Origin of the sequence: Chitinophaga polysaccharea, from assembly GCF_007829335.1 — a bacterium.
GTDB lineage: Bacteria > Bacteroidota > Bacteroidia > Chitinophagales > Chitinophagaceae > Chitinophaga > Chitinophaga polysaccharea_B.
Genome location: NZ_VIWO01000005.1, coordinates 532046 through 558721, shown reverse-complemented (window position 1 = coordinate 558721; position 26676 = coordinate 532046). Strand labels below are relative to the sequence as shown.

The following is a 26676-nucleotide window of genomic DNA, read 5'->3' as shown; positions in this document are numbered from 1 at the left end:
ACAAGTCCTTTTTTATTCGGTAATTTTTTATATTTTTGTATCTACTTATTATGTACATATGTTTGTACATATTAAAAGTAGTAAAAAAATAATTACCACCAACTTTTTTTTAAGCAAGTAAACGCCACTGCAATTTTATTCAGCGAAACAGTGGATAATATATAAGCAACCGAAATCAGGGGGGGCCCCACAGGGAGGAACAAGATAAACAGACAGGATATCAGCCAAACAGTTTCACGTTACCGGATATGCGTTCAGCAACGCCGGATAGCGCTTACTGCGCACAAAGCCTGTGCTGCGAAAGAGGTAATACCAGTATCCCGTATTTAAATATTCATAAACTTTTCACGTATGCTATCACCCCGGCTCATGACCGCGCTACTGCTTAATTGGTTGATTGTTGTGTCTTGTCAGCAAAAACATACACTATTTCAGCCGGTATCTTCACAACATTCCGGGATCACTTTCAACAATAAAATAGTGGAAAGCGATTCGCTGAATCCGATTGATGTCACCAATATCTACAATGGAGGCGGCGTGGGAGTAGGCGATTTCAACAATGACGGTTTGCAGGACCTGTACTTCACGGGGAATATGGTTGCCTGCAAATTGTACCTGAACAAAGGAGGGCTGCGTTTTGATGACATTACCGCTACGGCCGGCGTAGACGGAAACAGCAAATGGTGCCGGGGAGTGGCAGTAGTCGACATCAACAACGATGGCTGGATGGATATGTACGTATGCGCCTCCATGAATAAGGACCCACAGAAAAGAAAGAACCTGCTTTACATAAACCAGGGGCTGAATAAAGAAGGCATTCCTGTTTTTAAAGACGAAGCCGCAGCTTATGGCCTGGATGACAGCACCCATTCCACGATGGCCACCTTTTTTGATTACGACAACGATGGGGACCTGGATGTTTATATTGTGGTAAACGAAATTCTACCCAACGTAAATCCTTCTGTTTTTAAGGCTAAAATTACCGACGGTACTTTCCCCAGCACCGGGCGGCTTTACCGTAATGATATGAATAACGCGCTGCACCATCCTGTATTTACAGACGTCACAAAACAAGCTGGCGTTACGATTGAAGGATACGGGCACGGTGCTACCATTGCAGATATCAATAAAGACGGATGGAAGGACATTTTTGTCACCAATGATTTTATTGCTAACGATCTGTTATATATCAATAACCACGACGGAACCTTTACAGACAAGGCCGCTGCTTATTTTAAGCACACTTCCGCCAATGGCATGGGGCAGGACGTGATAGATATTAATAACGATGGCTTGTCTGATATTGTGGAACTGGATATGAACCCGGAAGACAACTACCGTAAGAAGATGATGCTGGGCGCAAACAGTTACCAGACATTTCAGCTGAATGATTTTTTTAAATATCAATACCAATATGTCAGAAACTCCATCCAGGTAAATGAAGGGCCGAGAGTGAATGCCAACGATTCGATCGGCGACCCGGTCTTCAGTGAAACGGGCTACTTCTCGGGCGTAGCGGAAACTGACTGGAGTTGGTGCCCCCTGCTGGCCGATTTCGACAACGATGGATGGAGAGACCTGGTGGTAACTAACGGTTTCCCTAAAGACGTAACAGATCGAGATTTCATTGCTTACCGGCAGGAGGCGGCGCCTGTTACGCCACAATCCAATACCCTTGCGCAAATCCCGGAAGTGAAACTGCACAAGTACGCCTTTCATAATAACGGCAATGGCAGGTTTACAGATGTATCGGTGAACTGGGGTCTCAGCAGGACCACATTTTCAAACGGCGCGGTGTATGCCGACCTGGACAACGACGGAGACCTGGATATGGTTATCAATAACATCAATGACGAAGCTTCCGTTTATGAGAATACGATGATGGATGCCAAGCCCCAGGATAAACACTATTTGTCTGTGCAGCTCACCGGCGATTCACGGAATATAAATGGGCTGGGGGCATGGATTGAGCTGTATTATGGAAGTCAGCAACAGGCATATGAGCTAACACCTTATCGTGGATATTTGTCGAGCATCCAGCTAAATCCTCATTTTGGACTTGGAAGCATAACAAAAATTGATTCGCTGGTGGTGAAATGGCCGGATGGAAGCAAACAGGTAGCCACAAATATAAAACCGGACCAGACGATAAAAATCAATAAAGCCGATGCCCGCGATCATTACGATTGGCTGGTGCCAGCATTGGCACATAACAATCTCTTTAGAGAAATAACGGATTCGCTGGGAATTCATTACAAACACTCCCAGGTAGACTATATCGATTTCAACATCCAGAAATTATTGCCGCATAAGTTCTCAGAATATGGGCCCTCGCTGGCAGCAGGAGACGTTAACGGCGATGGACTGGATGATATTATTATCGGCGGAAATTCATACCTCGGAGCCACGGCCTTATTCCAGCAACCCGATGGCTTGTTCAAACAAAAATCGCTTGCAACACCGGTAGAAGGAATGAACACCGATTTCCAGGATATGGGTATTGCGTTATTTGATGCCGACGGCGATGGAGATCTGGATCTGTATATAGCGCATGGAGGTTACGAAAGTAAGTCTAATTCCACCATTTACCAGGACCAGCTTTTTGTAAATGATGGAAAGGGAAATTTCAAAAAAGATTCGCTCGCGTTGCCTCAGCATTATGCCAGTAAGTCCTGTGTGAGGGCTATAGACTATGATAAGGACGGGGACCTGGACCTGTTTGTGGCCGGGAGGGTAGACCCCTGGCGTTATCCCAGCCCGGTATCGGGATATATTTACCGCAACGACTCCAGGAACGGGCAGATAAAATTTACTGATGTTACCGGCGAGGTTGCCGGAACATTAAATAATATAGGCCTGGTGTGTGATGCGCTCATGACGGATTTTGACAACGACGGATGGCCTGACCTGGTGTTGGCTGGCGAATGGATGCCACTTACTTTCCTGAAAAATGAAAAGGGACATTTTAAAAACATAACGGAAAAAACAAGCCTGTCCAGCCAGGTAGGCTGGTGGAATAGTTTAGCGGCCGGAGATTTTGATAACGACGGGGATATTGATTTTATAGCGGGGAACCTGGGTCTCAACTCATTATTCAAGGCATCGCAGCAGTATCCTGCCACTATTTATGCGAAAGATTTTGACAACAACGGCAGCTATGATGCCATTCCTGCCCTATATCTCCCGGTGAGCCAGGAAGATACCACCCGGAAAGAGTTTCCTGTTCCCGGCCGGGATGACATGATAAAACAGATCATTGGAATGCGTTCCAAATTCCAGAACTATAAATCGTATGCCGTTGCTACCATGGATCAACTGTTCACGAAAGAACAACTGGACGGGGTACTAAAATTACACGCCAATAATTTCAACTCTTGTTTTTGCAGAAACGATGGAAATGGAAAGTTTACATTGGTACCCTTACCGCTTAAAGCCCAGTTGTCGGCCCTGAATGGAATGGTGACAGATGATTTTGATGGAGATGGGAACCTTGATGTGGTCATCAACACCAACGACTACGGAACAGATGTATCTGTAGGCCGTTATGACGCCTTGAATGGATTGATGTTGAAAGGTGACGGCAAAGGGAATTTTGCCCCGCAATCTATACTTCAAAGCGGCATTTTTATTCCCGGCAATGGGAAAGCGCTGGTAAAGCTGCGAAGTAAGAAAGGGAATTATCTGTTGGCCGCAGGCCAAAACCGCGGCCCGTTGAAAGTATTTGCACTGAAAAAGGGGACGAAGCATATTCCGCTGTTGCCGGGGGATATCAGCGCGGACTTTTTATTTAAAGATGGAAGAAAACAAAAGCAGGAATGTTATGAGGGCGCTTCCTTTCTTTCCCAGTCCGCCAGGTTCCTTAGCGTTGGTGATAACGTGGCATCGATAGTGATTGCGGATAGCAACGGAAGAACCAGGAAAGTATCTTTCTGATGTATAAATAAAAAAATTCTATACCAGTTTCTATCTCTATAAAAATAAAAAAGAATGAAAGAGAAATTTATCAGGTGCTGTTTGCTGGCGGGTGGCGTCATTTTTTTTATTGCCTGCGGCTCCAGGAAAACAATCAATGAGGTACCTGCCACAGAGATATTACATCAAAACCAGGATCTGCTTACCGAGGTGATTATTTACGATGTATTTACGCCCCCGGTAGCTGCCCGGTTGTATGTATACACCTCGTTGGCCTCTTATGAAGCTATCCGCTATAGCAAGCCTGGTGCAGGTTCTATTGCCGGGAAGTTACGCGGTTTTGCAAAAATGCCTGAACCGGAAAAAGGGAAATCTTATGACTATACATTGGCAGCATCGCAGGCTTTTTTTACAGTAACCCGCAACATAAAGGTTTTTTCTGTGGACTCCCTGAAGAAACACGAACAGGCCGTGTATCGCATGTTCAGCGACAAGCTGGACAAAGCTACCTACGACCGCTCCATTGCGTTTGGCGACACTATTGCCAAAGTAATACTGGCGAGGGCAAAAGACGACGGCTACCTGGTATCGAGAGGAAAACCGAAATACCTGGGGAGTAAAGAGCCTGGGAAATGGAGACCTACACCACCTGATTATTTAGATGGGGTGGAGTGGTGCTGGAACACCATGAAATCATTGGTCCTGGATTCGGCTTCACAATTTATGCCGCCAGCTCCTCCACAGTTTAGTGTAGATACCAACAGTTTTTTTTATAAGAATGCCAATGAGGTTTACACCATCCATAAACAGTTAACCAAAGAACAGGAAACAATTGCGCGTTATTGGGATGATAATCCTTTTGTAATTGAGCATTCCGGACACCTGATGTTCGGTACAAAGAAAATAACACCCGGAGGGCATTGGATGGGTATTGCGGCGATTGCTGCCCGGCAAACAAATGCTGATGTGGTACAGGTGGCAAAGGGATATGCGATGACGGCCATAGCGCTGTACGATGGATTTATAGCCTGTTGGGATGAAAAATACCGGAGCAGCGTAATACGCCCGGTTACCTATATAGATGAGCACATTGATAATAATTTTGTGCCTTTTTTACAAACGCCTCCGTTCCCCGAATATCCAAGTGGGCATAGCGTGATCACGGCATCGGCGGCTACTGTGCTGGAGTATATGTATGGCCGTAATTTTTCTTTCCAGGATACCAGTGATCTGAGATATATCGGCATGCAGCGGCATTTTAATTCGTTTGCCGACGCGGCTGCCGAAGCTTCTATCAGTCGCGTATACGGGGGAATTCATTACCGTACAGGCGTAGAAGCAGGTGCTGTACAGGGTAAGAACGTGGGAGCGTTGATCGTCGATAAGATATTGAAATAACTGCAGGAGCTATAGGTTAACAAAAAGTCCCGCTACAAGCGGGACTTTTGCATTTTAATCAGAGATGGTTATAAATTAGTGTGCAGTTATAGCAGACAGCTGTGTTAGTGCCCCCAGGAGAAGTTGGGTTTAGCTCCCAGCCATAATTCCAAAACACCTCCTTTGCTGAAATCGGCATGTCGAAAAGAAAACTGTTGATGCTCTTTGCCATTCAGGGTAGCTTTTTGTATGTAGCAGTTTTCCCTGGAATTATTATGGGTTTTAATCACAAATGCTTTTCCCGGGTAGTAATCGTTGTTGAGTTGGATGGTTATTTCATCAAAAACGGGACTGGTGATATCATATACCGGGTCAATGCTACAGGTGCCATTCAGGCTGAACAAGCCGATGGAGGTTAAGGCACTTACGCCTCCCATCTGGCCCTGGTCTTCATCATGCCCACCATATCCTTTATCGGGTGTAACGGCGCCATAGGCCTGTTCATTTACCCTGCGTACCCAATATTGAGTAAGATCGGGGCGACCGGCATAGTTGAACACATGCGCGTTGGAGCAGCCTGGCTGGTTAGCATAGCTTACATACCCGGATCCATATCCGAAAACAAAATCCTGGTCTTTCGCCTGTTCAAACGCGAAATTCAGTTTTTTGCAAAGTGTATCTGGTCCACCCATCATTTCAGCCAGCTGGCCAATGCTATGGGAAACCGACCAGGTAGCCTGCCAGGCATTTGCCTCTACCCAGCCATTTCCGTCCAGCGGATCTCTATGCAGCCAGTTGCCTGCCTCGGTTTTAGGGAATATCAGCTTTTGATCGGGGTCAAAAAGTTTTGTCCAGCCTTGCGACCGTTTGCTGAAGTAATTGTAATCATTCTTTTTACCCAATTTTTTCGCCATCTGCGCCAGCGCCCAATCCTGGAAAGTGATTTCCAGTGTGATGCCTGCGTTGGATGGATAGTAGCCGTTTTTGATATAAAACTCCATTTCTTTCCTGCCACCCATCATTCCGCCGGGTGCATGATTTTGTTTCATAGCATCGTAGGCTTTCAATACATCGGTCTTTTTTAACACTCCTTTCTCATAGGCGCAGGTGATCAGGTTGGTGGCCGGACAGCCTGTCATGATAAACGTATAACCGCCTGCGTTAGGCCCCCTGGGGAGTAATTTCCCATTGTCGGCATACTGCACCAGGCAGGCGGCAAAGTCGTCGAGTACTTCCGGCCATGCCAATCCCCATAGTATATTTAAATTCCACTGAGTAAGCCAGAAAGCATCGGAGTTGTACATGTGAAACTTTGCCTTGCCATTTTTATCTTTTGGCAGTGTCCGGATTTTGAATTTTGTATTGATGGTGAAGCTGCCGCGTCTTTCTCCTTCGGTGTTATCGGGATAGTCGCCAGATACGTCGTCCAGTTTATGCCGTCCCAGTAACACATGCCAGAGGTCTGTATAAAATTTTACCCGCTGGTTGTTGCTTCCTCCCTTTACAGTGATGCGGCCCATCATGTCATTCCATTCTTTCTGTGACGTTTCCCGCAGCTGGTCGAAATTCCAATGCCGGCATTCCGATTCCAGGTTGTTTCTTGCATTTTCAACGCTGGTATAGGAAACCGCTACTTTCATCTGCACCGTTTCTCCTGCTTTTACATGGTACTGTGCTGCTACGCCGGTGGTGGGTGCATCGTAGTAGCTCATGCTACCGCCGTTTTTTGCATGCTTTTCGGGGCTGCCGGTTACTGTTTTAACATCGGTGAGATCATTGTGTCCGTCCCATCCATTCAATGTTTCGAATGGTTTTTCAAAGTCGATCGCGAAATAGATCCGCACATTTTCCGGGCCACCCCATAGCCTGCCGGTAGTGTTAACGCTGCCTTCAAGACGGGTATTGCTTACCTTTTCTACGCGTGCATCCGTCATCGTTACAGCGGAAACATAGCCGCCAAGGTTGACCAGGATATTGGATAACGCATCTTCCGTATAAGTAAAGCGGTAGAAGCTTACCCTGTCGCCAGCGGTTTGTTCTACCCATAGTTTATAATTGTCCAGGTAAAGCCGCTGATAGCCTGGCTGCACGATTTCACCATCATGCGAGAAGGTTGATTTCCATCCTTGTTCTCCTTTATTGGGACTAATAGCGCCGGTCGTGGGCATCAGCGTGATACCGGAAAGCATCCAGCAGTGCACCTGCGGAAATCCCAGTACTTCCGTTGAATTATAGTTATATCCGCCGCCGAATTGATTTTTGTTGCGGGTAAGCGGCGCGGCGCTAATCATACCAAATGGCTGGCTGCCGGTAACAAAGAAAAAGTTACGGCCCCGTGTTGTTTCTATATAGGGATCTGCTATGGCAACAGGGTCAGTAAGCTGAGAAACCGACGGATATACCTCTACCTCAGATAAACCAATACTGGGCCCGTCGCCATCTGTTGTTTCAAAACGTACCCAGCTGACAGCCTGGTCGGTAAAGGAAATTACTTTTGGTGCGCCGTCGTTGGGTATTTCAAAAACGGGTATCCGGGTACCATTGCTAAAGATGAGCGTGCCGCCGGCGTTATGGGAGGCTTTGGTAGCCCGGTCATAGAGAATAATTTTATTGATGATCTGTGGTTGGGCCCAATCCAGCTGTATCCACGGATAGTCGATTTGTCCCCAGAAGGTGACGGTACTTTTGGATACCCATTCACCTATACCCTCTGTTCTTATAATTCCGTCCGCCACATTCCTTGCCTTGCTCTTTTCATTCAGCTCGGATGAAGCGGTGATAGTAGCTTTACCAGCAATACTGCCTGGGCCGGCAAACAGGGAGCTGCTGTAAAGCGTCAACAACAAAATGATGCTGGCCGGTAGTAATGATACGCTGCGCATATTAGTAGGCTTAAAGTGCATTGTTGTAAAAATTGAATGCTATTAGTCCTGGTAAACAAGCTGGAATGATGCCGGCGAATATTTACCAAGGTGAAAGTCAAACGCCCCGTTCTTCACCGCCATCGCCGGACCTGTTTTATTGCCGCGCAAATCAATTGGTATCACTGATTTGATCGTTTTTGGGCTATTGAATTTTACTTTACAGTTGCCGGAAATACCGGCTTGTTCCCATAACCGTAAGATGGTGCCGTTGCCGTCGGGGTTTTCACCAAAGGCAGTTACTAGTATGCCGGTCCGGGAAACAGCGATGCCACTTTGCTTTGCCGGTAATTTCCCTGCTTCTCCTTCTGCTACGCCAGTGAGTAATGGCAGACGGGTTTCCCAGGAATGTTGTACCAGGTTGGGCACTGTTGAGGCGCCTTTATCCACCGGCCAGATACGTACACTTTCGCTCCAGGAGCCGTCTTGCCATAACCGGAAGTTGGTGTTCCACATGTTGTTATAGAGATTGACAAATACAGCGGGTGTTTTGGGAATATAATCCATGTCCCATTTCCACAAGCCGGGTTGGCCCGGGCTGATCAGGGGCGCATCTGCAGACGCTAATGCGATCCCGGATTGATCGGGCTGTGTTATGGCTACACCGGAAGTTACCGCCATCAGGTACCTGTTGCAGCCCGGAATAATATCTGTAGCCGGGTTGACGGCGCCTCCGGGGCGACCGATGGTAAAGGTAGGTTGTTGCACGTTGAACGGAAAGCAAAGCCATCCTCCTTCGGGTTGCTTATCCGGTGTTTTATCCGTAACGGTCCATGCTACATCCACATAGGCAGTATTTCGTGGGAACGTAAACGTGAGGGTATACCGTTGGGCATAGCCAGCTGTTGCTACAGCGGTGAGCGTAACAATATCTACGATATCGGTACGGGCAACATCAATTTTCCATTTGTCAGGTGTAAATGCCAGGTAGGGGGTGTTGAGCATCCCGGGTTTCCCAAGATCGTTTAGTCCCCAACCATCTTTTATCCTGCTGTAGGCGTTGAACCATTTGTTGACCTCATTGGTGCTGAAGCGTTCGTGTAAAAACTGGCCCATCACGTACGGGGAGGATTTGTCAACTAATTCGCGGCCGGTTGATTTTTCCACCAGTGAGGAGATACCACCTTTGGTCAGGTCAAACGTTACATTGAAATAGGGCGTACTAAATGCCGGTTGTTCGCTGTGGGTAACGTTCGATGTTGTGAGCTCATCGGGTGAATAGGCCATGTAGCCGGAGGCGGGGATATCGGGGAGGTAGTAATAACGGCCCTTGCTCCAGGGATCTTCAATCATGCCCGATCTTTTCCAGGGGAGTGGATTGTATACTACTACGCGCTTTCCTTTTTTATTGATAGCAGCTGCCAGCTGGTCCAGTCGTTGAGACAGGGTGGTGCCTACGATATCGTTTGTATTGCGGATGTATTGGCGTTTTTCATCGTAGGAATGCAGCCATTTTCTTTTGCTGCCGATGGAAGTGTTGTGTGCGTCGCTGTTTTTCAGATTCGCATAATTCCCGTTTTCGGGAATGGGTTCTGCGGCGGCTTCGTTCATCCATTTTTTCCAGTCGTCGCCATAGCTATAGCGGGGGCCATATTCGGCGTTCATCCCCCAGGTATGCTCACCATAGAGGAGACTTTGTTCATAAGCTTTTGCCAGTTTCTCTGCAACAGATGCTGTTGGTATGCCCCAGCGATTCATTTGCGTGTTCAGGGCATCGAGTGCTGATTCGAGGGGACGGATGTTCCGGGCAATTTTAGTTTCCTCAGGGTTTGATTGTATGCCATGGATCCAGGTATCGGGACAGTCGCCTTTTACTGTGGGTAGGTCCGGATGCTCTGCCAGTACTGCTTTGGTAAAGTCGTCCAGGGTGCCAAAGTGTATCTTAACGCCGGGCATTTCCTTCGCTGCAAAAGCCAGGAGCTTATCTATTTCCTGTGCGGAGGGAGGACCATGGTTATCGCCGGTCATTTGCATGGCGAGGTAGTTTTTGCATGGCCAGTTTTCGGTGGGTCTGATATCAGATCCATAGAGTGGCGTATAGTTGCATAGTATTTTTGATCCGTCGGGTCCTTCCCACCAGAACAGCTCCGGGAACCGTGGATATTGACTGGCAGGGTTACAGCCCAGTTGCAGGAATTTTATGCCTGCATGGTGTAATAGGGTAGGCATTATCCAGGAATGGCTGGGTACATCCGTCATCTTTGCACTGATCGTCATTGGAAGCCCATATTTCCGGGCAATGGCGGAAGAATAGCCCAAACCCCGTACGAGGTCTTCGGCATCCAGCGACTCTGTATGTGTGGTGAAAGGGAGACCATGTACTACCAGCGCGCCAGTCTTGATGGCTTTTTCAATCCTGGCCCTTCGTTCCGGTGTTTGCAGGGGGCCGAGTATCTGTGCCTGCAGCGGCCAGCCTGAAACGGTCCAGGCGAAATGTTTTTCAGGTGGAAGTGTGGCGCTTTTCTCGATAACGGCTAAGGCGTTGTCCATCATTTCTTCCCGGTACCGTTTGAATACATTCTCCGGTAAGTCGGTGAAACCGAGGTCGAAGTGCGTTTTAAACACGACCCATATATCAGTGACTTTGGGGTTGGTACGTGGCTCTTTCTGTTCTTGTGCCATGACTGTTGACGCCCACATAGCCGCCAGTAGTAGTACAATTTTTGTGCTTTTCACCATAGTAATTTTTAATGCCTGATGATATGTTGCTGTTCGTTGCGCGACCCGGTATGCGGTACGTTTTATGTGACAGCCGGTAACCTCTTTTCCGTGTTGCTGTTAGTGATATTGGTTGTTTGCCCTTTTTGATACAGGCTTAAAATCATTTCATCTTCATAACGTAGCTACCTGATTATCTTTCAAATGTATGTACATATATACATATTGTCAACACTTTTTTGATTTTTTGGATGAACGGTTGCTGACAAAATAGCTAAATTATACACTTGTGTGACTTTAGAACGGACGCTGATTGCTGGTTTTCCCCGTATCTTTTAAAAAAAGAGGTGTACTCAGGCAGATCGTCAGTCGATGCCAGTAATAGAGCGGGTCCATTGAAAAATTTCCGGTCCATAAGCCATAGCGAACCAACCTTATTTTTTGCCGGGGAACTTAAATGATGATTTTACGGAATTATTTGGGAAATGATTATATTAGCAATATGTTTGTACATATAAACATGTCGTTTTGTGCAACAACATGGTTTACCTATTATATAGTATTTAATCGGTCGGAGAAAGATGAAAACCGAAAGTAGAAAAATAGGCATGGATGTAGGAGGCAGTCATATATCAGCTGCCCTGATCGAAAATGCAAGCGGAGCGCCCGTTCTGAAAACGAGGACAGGACTCAATTCTCATGACAGCGCCGCTAATGTTATTGCTGCCTTAGGGAATTGTATTAAAGAATTGCTTCCCGGAGAGAACGATATAGCCGCAGTCGGAATTGCCTTCCCGGGACCTTTCGACTACGGGAAAGGCGTTTGCGCCATCGCTAATGTAGGAGGGAAGTTTGAAAAAACATTCGGTCTGCATATAGGGCAGGCAATAAAAGATTTTACCGGTCTCCATCATACCCAGTTCAGTTTTTTTAATGATGCGCATTGCTTTGCAGCCGGCGCCAGGCAACTGTATGGGTTAAAAGGGAAGCGGACCATTTTTATTACATTGGGTACAGGATTCGGGTCTGCTTTTATGCTGGATGGCGCTTTATTACAGGCGCACCCAGATATTCCCGCTTCCGGCGCTTTCTATGACCAGGATTTTTGCGATGCGAAGGCAGACGATTATTTTTCTACCCGGTGGATATTAAATACCTACGCACAAACCACGGGATCAACTATTTCTTCTGTAAAAGAATTAGTGGAGAGTGGAACGGCCGATGCACAGGCGGTGATGAGCCGCTATGGAAAAAATATGGGATCTTTTCTATTGCCCTGGCTGCAGCGGTTTCATTGTGATGAGCTGGTGATCGGCGGCAATATTGTCAGAGCCTTTTCCTCATTCGGCCCTTCTTTAAAAGCAGCATTAGGGCATATGGCCGATACCATCAATATGGTATTGTGCAACAATACAGAAGACTGCATTATTACCGGCGCAGCTATAATGGCAGGCAACAATAAACTTTCAAACAGCGATAAGACAATGAGAAAAACGTCACAGGGATTATTACCCGTAACGGCATCAACAGACGATTCAGGAGTTTATAATATCTATCCTTCCTTTTCTTCCAGTGAAAAAGTATACAGGGGATTTGCTACACTGGCAACAGCCATACGCAACGAAAAAGTGATTGTCATAGATGGCTATGGCGGCGTATTGTGGGAGCATTTCAGGGAACAATTACAGGGAGCATTGAGCATTGAAAATAAAAAAATATATTGGTACGACATCAGCACCTGCCAGAAGCCGGTGGCAACAATAGATGCCATGATTGCGGGCAGTCTCAATGGCGACGACCCTGTATTCGGGAAAAGATACACCGGCGAACTGCTGGATTTTTTTGACGAAAAGAAATTGCAGTTGATTCATCCCGACCCCGCAGCGGATATCTGCATTGTTTATGGAACAGGCGCTGCACTGGCCGGTGTAAAAGGCAAACTGCTGTATGCAGATGTACCCAAAAATGAAATCCAATATCGCATGCGGGCGGGCAGTATTACCAACCTCGGCGCCAGTGAAGCAGCGGAGCCTACGCAGATGTACAAACGTTTTTATTTCGTTGACTGGCCGGTATTGAGCAAGCATAAAGCAAAACTGCTTCCCCAAATTGATTATATTATTGATGAACAGCGTATTGATGAAATTACCTGGATGCAAGGTGATGCCTTCCGCAACGCGATAGGCCGGATGCTGGAACAGCCTTTCCGGGCACGGCCCTGGTTTGAAGCCGGTGTATGGGGAGGCGATTGGATGAAGCAACATATTCCTCAACTGAACCAGGATGAAGTTAATTATGCCTGGTCTTTCGAGTTGATTACACCCGAAAATGGTATTGTGCTGGAAGGAGAGAATAATTTACTCGAAGTATCTTTTGACTACCTGCTATATGCAGATAATATCAAACTACTGGGTAAGGCCGCGAAAAGGTTTGGGACCGAATTCCCTATCCGCTTTGATTTCCTCGATACTTTCGACGGCGGTAATCTCTCTATTCAGTGTCATCCCAGGCCGGCCTATGCGAAAGAACATTTCGGCGAAAACTTTACACAGGACGAAACCTATTATATCCTCGATTGTAACGACGACGCAGTTGTTTACCTGGGCTTCCAGGATGACATAAACCCGGAAACGTTTGAAAGGGCACTAGTGGACGCACAGCAAACAGGTGTTGAAATGGAAGCAGAGAAATATGTACAAAAGTTCCCTGCGAATAAGCATGATTTATTCCTGATTCCTAACGGCACCATACATGCTTCCGGGAAAAACAATATGGTGTTGGAAATCAGTAGCACGCCTTATATTTTTACGTTTAAACAGTATGATTGGCAACGCCTGGGGCTCAATGGTCAGCCCCGGCCTATTAATATTGAACATGCCATGAACAACCTTTACTTCGACAGGAAGGGGGATTATGTGGCCAGGAAGTTAATATCTCACCCGGTAGTGGAAGCCGAATGGGAAGGTGGCCGAAAAATACAGCTGCCTACGCACGAGGAGCATTTTTACTGTGTTTACCGGTATGAATTTACCGGCAGCATCAGTATTCCAACTAATAATCAATGCCACATCTGTATGCTGGTGGAAGGAGAAAGCATTTCGGTTGACAGCAATGGTCATTCAGCGGACTATCACTATGCGGAAACGTTTGTGGTGCCGGCAGCCGCTGGGAGTTACCAGGTAACCAACCGGGGCAATGGAAAGGCATTTGTAGTAGTGGCATACGTAAAAGATGATCATTGCTGAGACAGGCGTAAGAAAATATAATCATCATCCGACAACCAAAATTTATGACGCAGGCAAAAAATAGCCGGTTTATTGTATTCATTACGCTCATTGCAGCGTTGGGAGGTTTTCTTTTTGGCTTTGATATGGCCGTGGTGAGTGGTATTATAGAGCCTGTAAAGTTACAGTATGGATTATCCTCTTCACAGGAAGGCTTGTTTGTTTCCTGTGCGTTGTTGGGTTGTATTGGCGGCGTAGCGTTTTCCGGTTATCTCAGTGATAAGATAGGAAGGAGAAAGGTGTTATTTATCGCCGCTTTCCTTTTTCTCATCAGCGCGGTGGGGTTTGCGTTTTCAAAAGATTATGCCGTATTGATTTTCTTTCGCATCATGGCAGGTATGGCGGTAGGGGTGGCATCTAATGTATCGCCGCTTTATATTTCGGAAATAGCACCGGGGCATAAGCGCGGGGCATTGGTTACTTTTTACCAGCTGGCTATTACCATTGGCGTATTATGCGCTTATTTAAGCAATCTTTTTTTACAAAGGAATGCGGCCGCGCATACTGGCGCCGGGGAGGGCCTGCTACATTGGCTGTTTATAGAAAACGTATGGCGCGGGATGTTTCTCGTGGCGGTGATACCTGCCACTGCGTTTGCCTTGTTATTGTTGATCGTCCCTGAAAGTCCGCGTTGGCTGGTACAATATGGAAGAACAGAGGAGGCATACGCTGTGTTACTGAAAACTACCGGTGAACAGGAAGCAGCGGTGGAACTGAAAGCTATCCTGGAAGTGGCTTCACAGAAGCAGGGTGGTTTTTCTGAGTTGCTACGTTTACCGCTCAGTAAATTACTGGCGCTGGCTACGATACTCACCGCCCTCTCGCAACTCAGCGGTATTAATGGTATTATCTTCTATGGCCCTACAATCATGAAATCGGCGGGTATTGTTACCAGTGATGCCTTGTTTTACCAGGTAATATTGGGGCTGGCCAACACGGTGTTTACCGTGGTAGCCATCCTGAAAGTAGATAGCTGGGGCCGTCGTCCGCTATACTTGTATGGTTCTTTGTTTGCTGCACTGGCATTGCTGCTCACCGGTTTTTGTTTTTTGAACGGTGTCACGGGTTGGTTAATGCTGGGGGCTATTATCCTGTTTCTGTTGTTCTTTGCGCTTTCGCTGGGGCCCCTGAAGTTTGTTATTTCTACGGAAATATTTCCTACACATATACGCGGAACCGCGGTATCCGTGTGCATTATGACCATGTGGGTATCGGATTGGTTCGTCAACCTGTTATTCCCTGTAATGAGGGATGGCCTGGGTATAGCGGTCACCTTTTTTATCTTTTCCTTTTTCTGTTTGCTGTCTTTTTTCTATGCTAAAAGTAAGTTGATGGAAACGAAAGGAAAGAGCCTGGAAGAGATTGAAAAAATGCTCGTCTAGGATAATATTGATCACCTGATTTTTAATGCAACCAGCATAGCCAGGAATGAACAAATATTCCCGTTATCGAAAAAAAACATTTGAACCCCGGATAAAAGCAAATACGGGGCATTGGTGAAATACAGGAGGGCTATTGGCCGGAAATAAATATTAATAAGACGGAAAGATTCCACGCATATAGTGAGGAGGAATAGCTGTGCCATTTACTGCCGTGTGGTAAATAAAAAATCCTAACGATGCATACATTCAGAATAAGACTTCTTGCACTGACGCTATTATGTTGGGTAACAAAAAATGTAGTCGGGCAAATCCCGTCGAAGAATCACGGCGATTCCGGGGAGCTGGTTGTCAGCACACCTGTGAAAGAAATCATTGTTGTTTTTAAAACGCATTTCGACATCGGTTATACGCATCGCGTAAAGGATATTGTACAGTATTACCGGACTGAGATGATTGACCGTGCGCTCAAAACCATGGAGGGGTCACGGTCTGTTCCGCCCGAGCAGCAATTTAAATGGACCTGTCCCGGATGGGTGATGTCGAAAGTAATGGAGCCCTGGCCGGGGCAGACAGCGGAGCGAAGAAAGCAGCTGGATGAAGCCTTTAGTAAGGGGAAGTTTATTACACATGCGATGCCTTTTACCATTGAAACGGATGTATGTGAGCCGGAGGTGATTACGAGGGGACTTGGTTTTGCGTCGCGACTTACCAGGCAATACCATCTTCCACTTCCACAGTCGGCAAAGGTTACAGACATGCCTTCGCATTCCGGGGAGTTGGCGACGGTGTTAGCCAATGCGGGGGTAAAATTTTTACATATCGGCTGCAACTGGCCGAGCGGGTTTGTGCAAACACCGGGGCTCTTCTGGTGGGAAGGGCCGGACGGCTCCCGTATCCTGACTTTTTATTCCAGCATTTATGGCACAACTACCGGCCTGGGCTGGCCTCACGAATGGGGAAAGGGAGAACATTTTGTGGGCCATAACCTGTTGCCACCAGCAGATTGGCCATATAAAGTTTGGCCGGCAATTTTTGTCACCCTGGATAATAGCGGCCCTCCTAAAGAACAGGAGGTGAAGGCATTGTTTGAGGAAGCGAAGAAGAAGATGCCCGGTGTAAAAATACGGGTGGGAACAATGGATGATTTTGCCCGCATTATGTTGACGGAACACCCGAAATTACCGGTAGTGAAAGCGGAAATGCCGGATACCTGGGTGCACGGCGTAATGTGTGACCCCGGGGGCGCAAAATTGTCGAGGGAATCAACACCGCTATTGGCAGCAGATGAAGCCCTGAATACCCAATTGAAGATCTGGGGATTACCGGCTGCATCTATTGCTGATTCGGTAGCCAGGGCTTACGAACTGATGGCATTGTACGCAGAACATACCTGGGGAGGTTCGGCGTCCGTTGATCAGTATGGCGATGCATTTAAGCAATTACCATCTTCCAAATATGCTGATCTCGAAGCGTCCTGGGATGATAAAACCGGTTACATCCGGGAGGCATCCCGTATTTCGAATTGCCTGAAACAGGAAAACCTGTCATGGCTGGCACGATCGGTAAAATGCGCCTCCAACAGCGTTATCGTTTACAATCCTTTGCCCTGGCGGCGGAGCGAAGTGATCACTGTGAACGGGCAATCCATAATGGTGAAAAATATTCCGGCTGGCGGATACACCACCGTCGCCATACCGGATAAGCCGGTAATAAAGTCTCCATCCGGCAACGTCATCGAAAATCAATTCTATAAGATAACATTTAACGCCGACAACGGTACCATACTATCGCTGATCGATAAACGTACCGGGCATGATTGGGCGGCGGGGATATCCGGTTGCCAGACAGGCCAGTACTGCAATGAGCGATTTACCTATGAGCAAACAGCAAGATTTACGGAAGCATATCAGCAGCATCGTGCATGGAAGGTATTTGGCGAAAAAGGAGATTGGCTGCATCCGGGTATACAAAAGCCGGGCATGATTTCCGAAAAGGAAGTCCAATATCGGATGGCATCTCCCGGAGGAGGAAAAATAAGTATTCATGTTACCGGGCTACAACAAACGGCCCTGCTGGAAATGCCGGCCGACACTGCCAGGCATCTGCCGGCATCGCAGCTGGCAGTAACCCTGATGGATGGCCAACCCTATGTAGACATGGAGATGACTATCCTTAACAAGGCCAGGGACAACTGGCCGGAGGCCGACTGGCTGGCGCTCCCGTTCAATATCAAAGACCCTGTTTTTAAAGTATACCGTCCTTTGGGAATCATGGATCCTGCAAACGGTATCTTAAAAGGGGCCAACAAACACCTGTATTCAGTGGGAGATGGTGTTGTCCTCACAGATGCGACGGGTAGTGGTATTGCGGTTTGCCCTATCGACCATCCGCTTATTAGTTTGGATACGCCCGGTTGCTGGAAATTCTCACTCGATTTTGTGCCTGTGAAACCGGTGGTGTATGTTAATTTATACAACAACCAATGGAATACTAATTATCGTTACTGGTATCCGGGTAGCTGGAGCTCGCGCGTGAGGATATGGACGTTTGATAAGCATACGCCGAAAGAAGGAAGGATGACTGTTCCCGCCCTGGAAGCCCGGTATCCATTGCAGACAGTAGTACCTGAAAATAGCACTAACCGTTTACCGGCGGAACAAAGCGGTGTGGAACTCTCCCGGAAAGGCATATTGGTGACCGCTTTCGGTGCTGATCCGGATGGAAACAAAGGGACCTTGCTACGTTTATGGGAAATGACGGGAACGTCGGGAGAAGTGACCATTGCCTTACCAGGGCATCAGCATTTCCACAAAGCCACACCGGTAACATTGCGGGGTGACATAAACGGGAAAGCAATACCCATCATAAACGGGAAGTTTAAATATAGCCTGAAAGGGTTTGGACCAGCGGGTTTTATCATGGAGTAATTAACGACCAATGACACTGCATCTATTTGTTACATTGCTGATACTGTTATTACTATTGCTTATTCAAAAGCGGATGCTGAAAGATCCCGGTGATACCGGGTTGGCCAGCTCGCTGAATATCCTGGTCATCTACTTACTGCTGCCTTTATCCTTCCCGGGGATGACGGTGATAGCGGACTTTTTCTTTGAAGGACTTACAGACAATCTGGTATGGTACTCCCTGATTTTTATTCCACTCTGGACCATCAGCCTGTATTGGGCAACCAGGAATATACCACTGCAGAAGGGAAGGGGCTGGGTTAGAAAAGTATGGTTGACAGGCATGAACATCCTGTTGTTGATGGGGTATATCTGTGGCATTTTTACCAGTCACCATGAACATGGGCCTACTCCCACCGTTATGGGATCCGTATACCTGATGAGCTATTTTACAGGCGTGCATATTACGATTGTTTTTTCGCTGATAATGCAATCATGGCTGTTGATGAAAAGCAAGCATAATACCTACGGTATCTGGGTAAAAGTGTTGTTTACCGGTGGGGCCGTGGTTATTTACCTGGTAACATTATTTGATACTATTACGCGTACTGGTTTTTGACGGCAATTGAAAGGACTGTTTTTTCCTCCCAAAACTTGACATTAACTGGAATGATATTTATGTATACCAATAAAATCAAAGTGGTCATTAGTTGTTTGATTAAGGTCAGGCATTTTTTTACTTTGATACTGCTGATGGCTGCTTCCCGGGCTGCCTCACAGGGCGCACCCCAATCACCGATACCGGTGCCCCGGACTCAACGCCATCGGTCATATTTACAACAACATCATCGTAAACTGTTACCAGGGCATTGAAATTTTTACTGAAGCAGATGCCACCAAAACGACCTACGACGACAACCTGTTTTATGCCACGTCGGATACATACACTGATAATAGCGTGGATATGGGGGCTTATACGTCGGATGGAAAAGGGAGTCAACATACGAATAACTGACCGGAAGCTTTAGCTGTCCTTTTGCCCGCAGATTGGCGTCTGCGGGCATTTTATTTACCGGCTTTCCTCGTTTACCGGATCACTACCACGGCAGCACTTCCCCGGGGGACATTCACGATGAAGTTGCCATTTGAAGAGCTGTATGTTGCCGGGTTAGCAGGCGTGAATTTACCACCCGCATCCGGTTGACTACCCGCAAAGGTTACGCCATCGGTTGATGTGATGCCAGGAGCCGTAAGTATAAACACTTGTGCAGTAGCGGCTTTCATACCCGGTGTAATGGTGAAAGATATATCCCGGTTGTCTTCTTTATTGATTAATGTAACATATTCTGTACTGATGTCTTTACAGGCATACACACTGGTATTGAGCTGCCCTGCGTTTACATCGGTGGGTACCAGGCTGCCATGTGCCGCCTGGTGGAAGGCGAGCATGGCATAATATTCCGGGCGGGCCACCGGCGAGCCACTTACCATGGCAATGGGCGTATAGGGGCCGCCGGTGCCGCCATGGAAGTTGATACCCTGCCCATTGTATTTTGCTACGGTCCACATATAATCCAGTGCCCATAGTGCGGAGGCAAAAATATCACTTACGCCTTTTCTTCCACCGGAGTAAATACTATTACATTCGGAAATGCGGTAAGGCAGCGAATAAGGTTGTGCGCTGTTTTTCAGGGCTGTGAGATAAACAGGGAGCTTAGTATCCGGCGCTAGTAGCGTATGATAAGTGATGGTGCTGTCGGTACCAGGACCGGTGACATAATAGTGACCATCCAATAGGCGGATGTTTTGATGCGTTGCTATGGCGAAGCTGTTGATCCAGGCAGTTTTGTAGGCTACATCCGGCCCTGCGAAAGGGGCTGCCGGCAACGTATTACGAACTGCCTGGAAGTACTGGCTCCATTCCTGCTGGTAATTGGTATATTGATAAGTGGCATCGCGATGGCCATTCCTGCTGAAGAGGTCTGTTTCATTGCCGGTTTGAAACGCCATCAGGCTACCACCTAACATACGGCTAACGTAATTTGCTTCTGTTGCCGCTTTGGCCGGATCGTATACCCCCAGGTTAAGGCCAAAAAGCACCGGCCAGCCCGTGGCTTTGGCAAAGGCAGCAAAGCGGTCGATATCAGTAGTGGTGAGGGAGTCCCTGCCGGTGGCGGTGGTGCGTGCTGCGTTGGTCCATACTACGCGGTCGCTGCTGTTGCCGCCCACACGGATCACCCCATCGCCAAGGTTGCGTATCAGTTGCACCAACACGGTATTGGATGGCGAAAGAAAAGTGCTGTCGGGCAGTATACCGATTTCGTAGCTGAAACCCATAAATGAAGTAGATATTGGCGTCCCTGTTGCGTCAGGATGTATCACTACTGTTGCAGGAGCACCTTGCGGTAGTGGCGATGGTGAGATCGCTGAAGTGGCGCCGCTTTTTTTACTGCAGCCAGTAGCCAGTGCAAGCCCTGCTACAGTGGTGGTAACAAATTTAACAGATGAAAGAAATGTGCTCATATAACGATTCAAATTGATTCACATAATGACTATGCTGGCTGGGAGAAGTTTAATGAATGGGCATATTTACCTCTTCGGAGGACAATATTACCCCTTGTTGCGGCCATAATCTTGTTGCGCAAAGAAAACACCGATAAAGATCAAATTAGTGGAGGTTTTGTAATGGCTATTTTCCTAGATTTAGTTTGTCGCAATATCTATGATCAATTATCAAAGAGATGGAATGTGCCAATGATTATAATGAGCCAGCACTACTCACCATGGTTGCCCTCGGCAACGAATTGGCATTCCTGAAATTATTCAATCACAATAAGGGTAAGGTTTACACCATATTATTAACCATTACCCGCTCTCCCGTGCATGCAGAAGAATTGCTGCAAGATGTTTTCGTTGTTATATGGAAAAGGCGGGAGCGCCTGGCAGAAATATCCTGTTTCCAGTCCTACCTGTTTATTATCACGCGCAACAAAGCATATAAGGCCCTCAGGCAGATAGCGATGGAGCGGCTTTCCACCGGGGAATCTGGTTTGGAGGAGCTGCATCATAATGAGGTGATGGAAACGATCATAGCATCGGAACGCCGGCGATTACTTCAGCAGGCTATCAGTAGCTTGTCGCCTCAGCAACAGCAGGTATACCAGCTTGTGAAGGTGGATGGTTTGTCGAGAGAACAATCGGCCCATGTGATGCACATAAAGCCTGAAACAGTGAAGGCACATCTTGCCAAAGCAGTGAAGCTGGTGAGGGAATATTGCCGGGCGGGTCTCCGGTTATTCACCTTATAATACCTTCATCTTTTTAAATAAAATTATTTTCAATTGTGCTAACCCGTTTTCTTTTTCCCCCTACTCTTTACTATTAATAACTCCTTTTACAATCATGCAACAGGAAAGGCTACAATTTCTTTTTGACCGTTATGTATCGCGCGAGGCGAGCAATGCGGAAGAGCGCGAGCTGATGGAGATGGTAGTTGCCCCGGCAAATAAGGGGCTGCTGATGAATATACTGCGGACATATATGCATGATGAGTTACCGCTCAGTCTTCCGTCAGATACTGCGGAAGAAACGCTGCTGGCGTTTATCCGGGAAGAGCGGAAGGGGCCGCAGGGAGGAGTTGTCCGTATGCGTTGGTGGATGATAGCAGCAGCAAGTATTATCGTGTTGCTGGCCACTTTTCTTCTTTCCCAGTCCCGGCGTCATACAGCGGTTGTTACCAGGCATGAGCTGGCAGCGGCAGATGTGCCAGCCGGACATAGTGGCGCGGTGCTTACACTGGGAAACGGGCAGGTGATTCAGCTGGATGCTGCCGGCAATGGTGCGTTAGCCGCACAGGGTAAGGTGACGATCAGTAAGTCGGCCGATGTGGTGAGCTATAAATTATCCGGTCATGAGAGCGGGCCGGTGGTATACAATACATTGAGCACGCCGAGAGGCAGGCATATGTCGATGGTATTGGCAGATGGTACGCAGGTATGGTTAAATGCAGCCAGCAGTATCCGTTTCCCGTCGGCGTTTACAAACGGTACGCGTCATGTGGAGGTAACGGGAGAAGTTTATTTCGAAGTAGCAAAGGTATTTTCGCCCGATGGGAAACACAGGCTACCTTTTACAGTAGCGGCAGGTAATACAAGCATAGAAGTATTAGGTACGCACTTTAACGTAAACGCCTATACGGACGAGCCAACAGTTTCAACTACCTTGTTGGAAGGGGCTGTGAAGGTTAGAAAAGAACGACAGGAGGTGGGGCTGCTGCCGGGCCAGCAATCGGTGTTGGGGCAAGATGGTCATCTTACAGTAAATACACACGTTAATACAGCAGAAATAATGGCCTGGAAAGAAGGTTATTTCCACTTTGAGAGCACCACATTGGCGGCTGCGCTACGGCAGTTTTCGAGGTGGTATGATGTAGACATTGTTTTTGAAGGGAAACTACCTGAAGACAAGATATTTGCCATTATAAAGCGCAGCAACAGTTTATCCACGGTATTGAAGGCGCTGCAAACAACCAACACTCATTTTAAAATTGATAAAGAATTAACTACCGGAGCAGGGAAGAAACTGATCATCAGCATGAACTAACTGATTATTTATTACCGCGTTATCTAGTCCAAAAAAGCCAGGAGTGGCCTTAACACTCCCGGCGGGGGATGGGCTTTTAAATACGATTGTCAACCAGATTTACAAACCCAAACATTGCAAAGTTATGCAATTAATTCCTATTTACATTTTATCGAACCAAAGGGCGCTAGGGCCCACTCAAAAATTTTTGAGGATCATGAAAGTAACTGCGTTCCTAATACTTTGTATTGGCTTGCAATCGGCGGTTGCAAGTACAAACGGGCAGAATGTTACGATGTCGGTCAGGAATATGCCGGCGAAAGAAGTTTTTCGTGAGATACAGCAACAAACGGGCAAAAGCCTGGTGGTAAGCGAAGAAACACTTTCGAAGATTGGCAACCTTACGCTGGATGTGAAAAATCAACCGGTGGAGAAGGTGCTGGATCTATGTCTGAAGAAAGATCGTTTTGCCTATAATGATGTAGATGGTATTATCGCCATTTCTGCAAAGGCAGGACTGACGCCGGTGAAGGAGGTGGCGCCGGTGGTAGACACGCCGGGGATGGTGATCACCGGCCGGGTAGTGGATGCCAATGGCACTCCGCTTCCGGGAGCATCAGTATCCAGGGAGGGCACCCATGATGGCACTGCCACGGATGCCAATGGCACTTTCCGGCTGAGGGTGCCTTCCGGCAACGCTGTATTGCTGGTAAGCTATGTGGGGTATCAACAAACCCGTGTAACTGTTAACAAGGCTGGATTCCAGGCCATCACCCTGAAACCTTCCGAATCAAAGGTGGATGAAGTGGTAGTAGTGGGATACGGCACCCAGAAAAAAGCAAGTCTTACTTCGGCGGTCAGCACGGTGAATGCAAAAGAAATGACAAATATTGCAACGTCCAACCTGTCAAATGTATTGGCTGGAAGGGCTTCCGGTACGTTTGTGCAAACGGGTACCGGTATTCCGGGTAAAGCTTCCATCGTACGTATCCGCTCCTCTTCCTCCTGGAACAGTGCGGGACCACTGATTGTTATTGACGGTATTGTGCGTGACCAGGTGGCATTCGATGCGCTGGACCCCAACCAGGTGCAAACGATCACCATCCTGAAAGATGCGGCATCAGCAGCGATTTACGGCTCCCGGTCATCCGACGGGGTGTTGCTGGTAACTACCAAAACCGGGAAATCAGGCAAGTCCACTGTTCAGTTCAATTCCGTATTTGGTGTATACAGTAAGCCGGAAATAGATGTAAAATACCTGGGCATGGACGAAAGTATGGACATGTATAACTCTACGCATACAGGCGCAGCAGATTTTCGCTACAACCAATACGACCGCGATTGGATACACCAGCATAATCCCAAGGGGAATCTGCACTATGATGAACTTTATCACAATCCTTTCAATCAACGTCAGTCACTGAATATATCAGGTGGCACCGACCGCGTGACGTACTTTATCGGGGGTACTTTCTATGATGAAAAGGGGTTCCTGCCACAATTGTCTTACCGGAAATATAACCTGCGGAGCAATGTACAGGTGGCCGTCACCCGGGATCTCTCCATCGGACTAAACCTGAGCTATAATAACGGGCAACGGCATAGCATACCAGGTCAGACCGACGATTTATCCGGTCTGTATGAAAAGTTGAAATACATCATGCCGCCTACCACTTATGCATATATCGACGGTAAACCGATGTCGCCTAACTGGGTTACTAACCCGGTGGAGTTCATCAAAAATGGCGGGTATCAACGTACCACCAGGCAATATATGGATGGTATTATCAACCTGGAGTACAAGGTGCCGTTTATCAAGGGGCTTTCGTTAAAAGGAGTGGTGGACCTGTACAATGGGAACGATTTTTCTAAAGCATATGCTATACAACCCTTGCTGTACCAGTTCAAGTTAGATCCCAAAAGCGGTATACAGCAGCTTTATACCAATGAGGTAATTGGCACCAGGTTGTCCACCTCGCCTGCACAACCCTATGTGGGCAATGAAAATGGGAGGACCAATTCTTACCAGCTGAACGCCATTGCTAATTATGAAACACATTTCGGTAAGCATAACCTCCATGTTACCGGCGTTTACGAACAGTCTGATGGATATTATACTTATTCCAGCATCTATAAATATAATTTCCCGGTATATACTACGGATCAATTTCCCTTTGCCAGTCGCGCTTCTGGCGATACCAAAGCAGATGGCTTTGAAAATTACCTGGATGCGCGCGTATCTTACGTGGGCAGGGTGAATTACGATTATGGCCACAAGTACCTGGTGTCTGCTTCTGTACGTGCTGACGGCTCGTCCAAATTTTCGAAAGATAAACGCTGGGGATATTTCCCGGCAGCTTCTTTGGGCTGGGTATTGTCAGAAGAAAATTTCATGGCCGGTTTGAAAAGAAGTGGTGTGGATATGCTGAAACTTCGTGCATCCTACGGATCTACCGGTAACGACAATATCCCCGCCTGGCTGTTCAAAGAGATATATAATGCGTCTTCTACGCCATTTTACCTGGGTGATCCGGCTTCTCTGAAATCTATCCTCGCCTATAACGGTATAGCACAAACGAATTATACCTGGGAAGGCGCCAAATCCTATAACGCCGGCGTAGACCTGAATTACAGGCAACATTGGAGTGCAGTATTTGACGTATGGACCAAGAACACTTTTAACATTCTGGGACAACGCATACTGGAGACCCCGGTAGAATTTGGTTCCAGCTACCCGATAGAAAACTATGGCAGGATGAGCGCCAAAGGGATGGATATCGAGTTGGGATATATTAACGGGAAAATAGGGAAAGATTTCTCCTTCGACGTGAAAGCCAATTTTGGGCTGGCCAATACCAAAGTGCTGGTAAAGGATAAAGCCCTGGGTGCTACGCCGGCGGAAGATCCTGTTGGTAAACCATTGAACTACCAGGTAGGATACCAAACTTCAGGCATCCTGCGCACCGATGCGGACGTAGCTGCCCTCCCCGCCGGCTATACCATCTTTGGTGTGAAACCGGAGAGAGGAATGATGAACTTCGTTGATGTAAGCGGCCCTGGTGGAAAGCCAGATGGGATAATAGATAATTATGATAAAGTGGTGGTAGCGAAATATTCCAATGCGCCGATCCTGGGCAGCCCCAGTAACGGAGGCGCAGCCCAGTCCAATAATGCCCCTATCTCCTACGGGCTTAATATTAATCTTGAATACAAGGGCTTCCGCCTGAACATACTGTTCGCCGGTCTGGCAGGTTACAAGGTGATTTATAATGACCCATGGGGCAGGAACGGTGGGCAGATTCCATATCCTGCGTATTACGCGGATTCCTATTCCGATAGCAATCCCAACGGCAAATTCCCGAAACTGTACAATTCCAGTGGAAATCAACGACAGGACTATTCCGTAGTATCGTCCCTGAATATATTCAGCGGTGATTTCCTTCGCCTCAAAAACCTGAACCTCTCGTATGATTTCTCACAAACCTTGTTAAAGAAGAGTGGCCTAAGCTCAGCGCAGGTATTTGCAGGAGCTACCAATCTCTTCTGCCTGAGAAAGTTCAGGTTGTATGATCCGGAAGTATATTCCTATGGCAGTTATCCGATTATGACAAATGTTACCCTGGGCTTTAACGTACAGTTCTAATGCTAAAAAGTG

General features: G+C 47.3%; 12 protein-coding genes. 9 read left to right on the top strand and 3 right to left on the bottom strand.

Annotated elements, in window-relative coordinates; all coding sequences use genetic code 11:
• Window positions 1–351: 351 nt before the first annotated feature.
• Both FHW36_RS19080 and FHW36_RS19075 read left to right on the top strand, forming a co-directional pair.
• Window positions 352–3933, top strand: coding sequence for an FG-GAP-like repeat-containing protein (locus FHW36_RS19080; RefSeq protein WP_246121187.1), 3582 nt, complete (start codon window positions 352–354; stop codon window positions 3931–3933).
• Between the two features lie 54 nt (window positions 3934–3987).
• Entirely contained in the window at window positions 3988–5310 is a 1323-nt protein-coding gene (locus FHW36_RS19075) for a vanadium-dependent haloperoxidase (protein WP_145671166.1), read from the top strand.
• 104 nt (window positions 5311–5414) lie between these two features.
• Here the strand turns inward: FHW36_RS19075 and FHW36_RS19070 are convergent, their stop codons facing one another.
• Both FHW36_RS19070 and FHW36_RS19065 read right to left on the bottom strand, forming a co-directional pair.
• Entirely contained in the window at window positions 5415–8192 is a 2778-nt protein-coding gene (locus FHW36_RS19070) for a GH92 family glycosyl hydrolase (protein ID WP_222429121.1), read from the bottom strand.
• A gap of 21 nt (window positions 8193–8213) precedes the next feature.
• On the bottom strand, window positions 8214–10889 hold the full coding sequence (locus FHW36_RS19065) for a glycoside hydrolase family 38 N-terminal domain-containing protein (protein ID WP_145671164.1): 2676 nt from the start codon (window positions 10887–10889) through the stop codon (window positions 8214–8216).
• Window positions 10890–11449: 560 nt separating this feature from the next.
• Here FHW36_RS19065 and FHW36_RS19060 point away from each other — a divergent pair.
• The 4 genes from FHW36_RS19060 to FHW36_RS19045 all read left to right on the top strand — a co-directional run bounded on the left by FHW36_RS19060 (window position 11450) and on the right by FHW36_RS19045 (window position 19059).
• Window positions 11450–14113 carry an ROK family protein gene (locus FHW36_RS19060; RefSeq protein WP_145671163.1) on the top strand — a complete coding sequence of 888 codons (2664 nt, stop codon included), beginning with the start codon at window positions 11450–11452 and terminating at the stop codon, window positions 14111–14113.
• Window positions 14114–14157: 44 nt separating this feature from the next.
• Complete coding sequence (locus FHW36_RS19055; protein ID WP_145671162.1) at window positions 14158–15534, top strand: sugar porter family MFS transporter; 1377 nt, start codon at window positions 14158–14160, stop codon at window positions 15532–15534.
• Window positions 15535–15770: 236 nt separating this feature from the next.
• Window positions 15771–18461: a glycoside hydrolase family 38 N-terminal domain-containing protein gene (locus tag FHW36_RS19050; RefSeq protein WP_145671161.1), complete on the top strand. Its 2691-nt coding sequence runs from the start codon at window positions 15771–15773 to the stop codon at window positions 18459–18461.
• A gap of 10 nt (window positions 18462–18471) precedes the next feature.
• Window positions 18472–19059: a hypothetical protein gene (locus FHW36_RS19045; protein ID WP_145671160.1), complete on the top strand. Its 588-nt coding sequence runs from the start codon at window positions 18472–18474 to the stop codon at window positions 19057–19059.
• 467 nt (window positions 19060–19526) lie between these two features.
• Here FHW36_RS19045 and FHW36_RS19040 read toward each other — a convergent pair whose 3' ends face one another.
• Entirely contained in the window at window positions 19527–20963 is a 1437-nt protein-coding gene (locus FHW36_RS19040) for a glycosyl hydrolase family 79 C-terminal domain-containing protein (protein ID WP_145671159.1), read from the bottom strand.
• Window positions 20964–21181: 218 nt separating this feature from the next.
• Between FHW36_RS19040 and FHW36_RS19035 the strand changes: the two genes are divergently transcribed.
• The 3 genes from FHW36_RS19035 to FHW36_RS19025 all read left to right on the top strand — a co-directional run bounded on the left by FHW36_RS19035 (window position 21182) and on the right by FHW36_RS19025 (window position 26664).
• Window positions 21182–21748 carry an RNA polymerase sigma factor gene (locus tag FHW36_RS19035; RefSeq protein WP_145671158.1) on the top strand — a complete coding sequence of 189 codons (567 nt, stop codon included), beginning with the start codon at window positions 21182–21184 and terminating at the stop codon, window positions 21746–21748.
• 94 nt (window positions 21749–21842) lie between these two features.
• Window positions 21843–23042, top strand: a complete 1200-nt coding sequence (locus tag FHW36_RS19030; RefSeq protein WP_145671157.1) for a FecR family protein — start codon at window positions 21843–21845, stop codon at window positions 23040–23042.
• Window positions 23043–23238: 196 nt separating this feature from the next.
• Entirely contained in the window at window positions 23239–26664 is a 3426-nt protein-coding gene (locus tag FHW36_RS19025; protein ID WP_186452529.1) for a SusC/RagA family TonB-linked outer membrane protein, read from the top strand.
• Window positions 26665–26676: the final 12 nt, after the last annotated feature.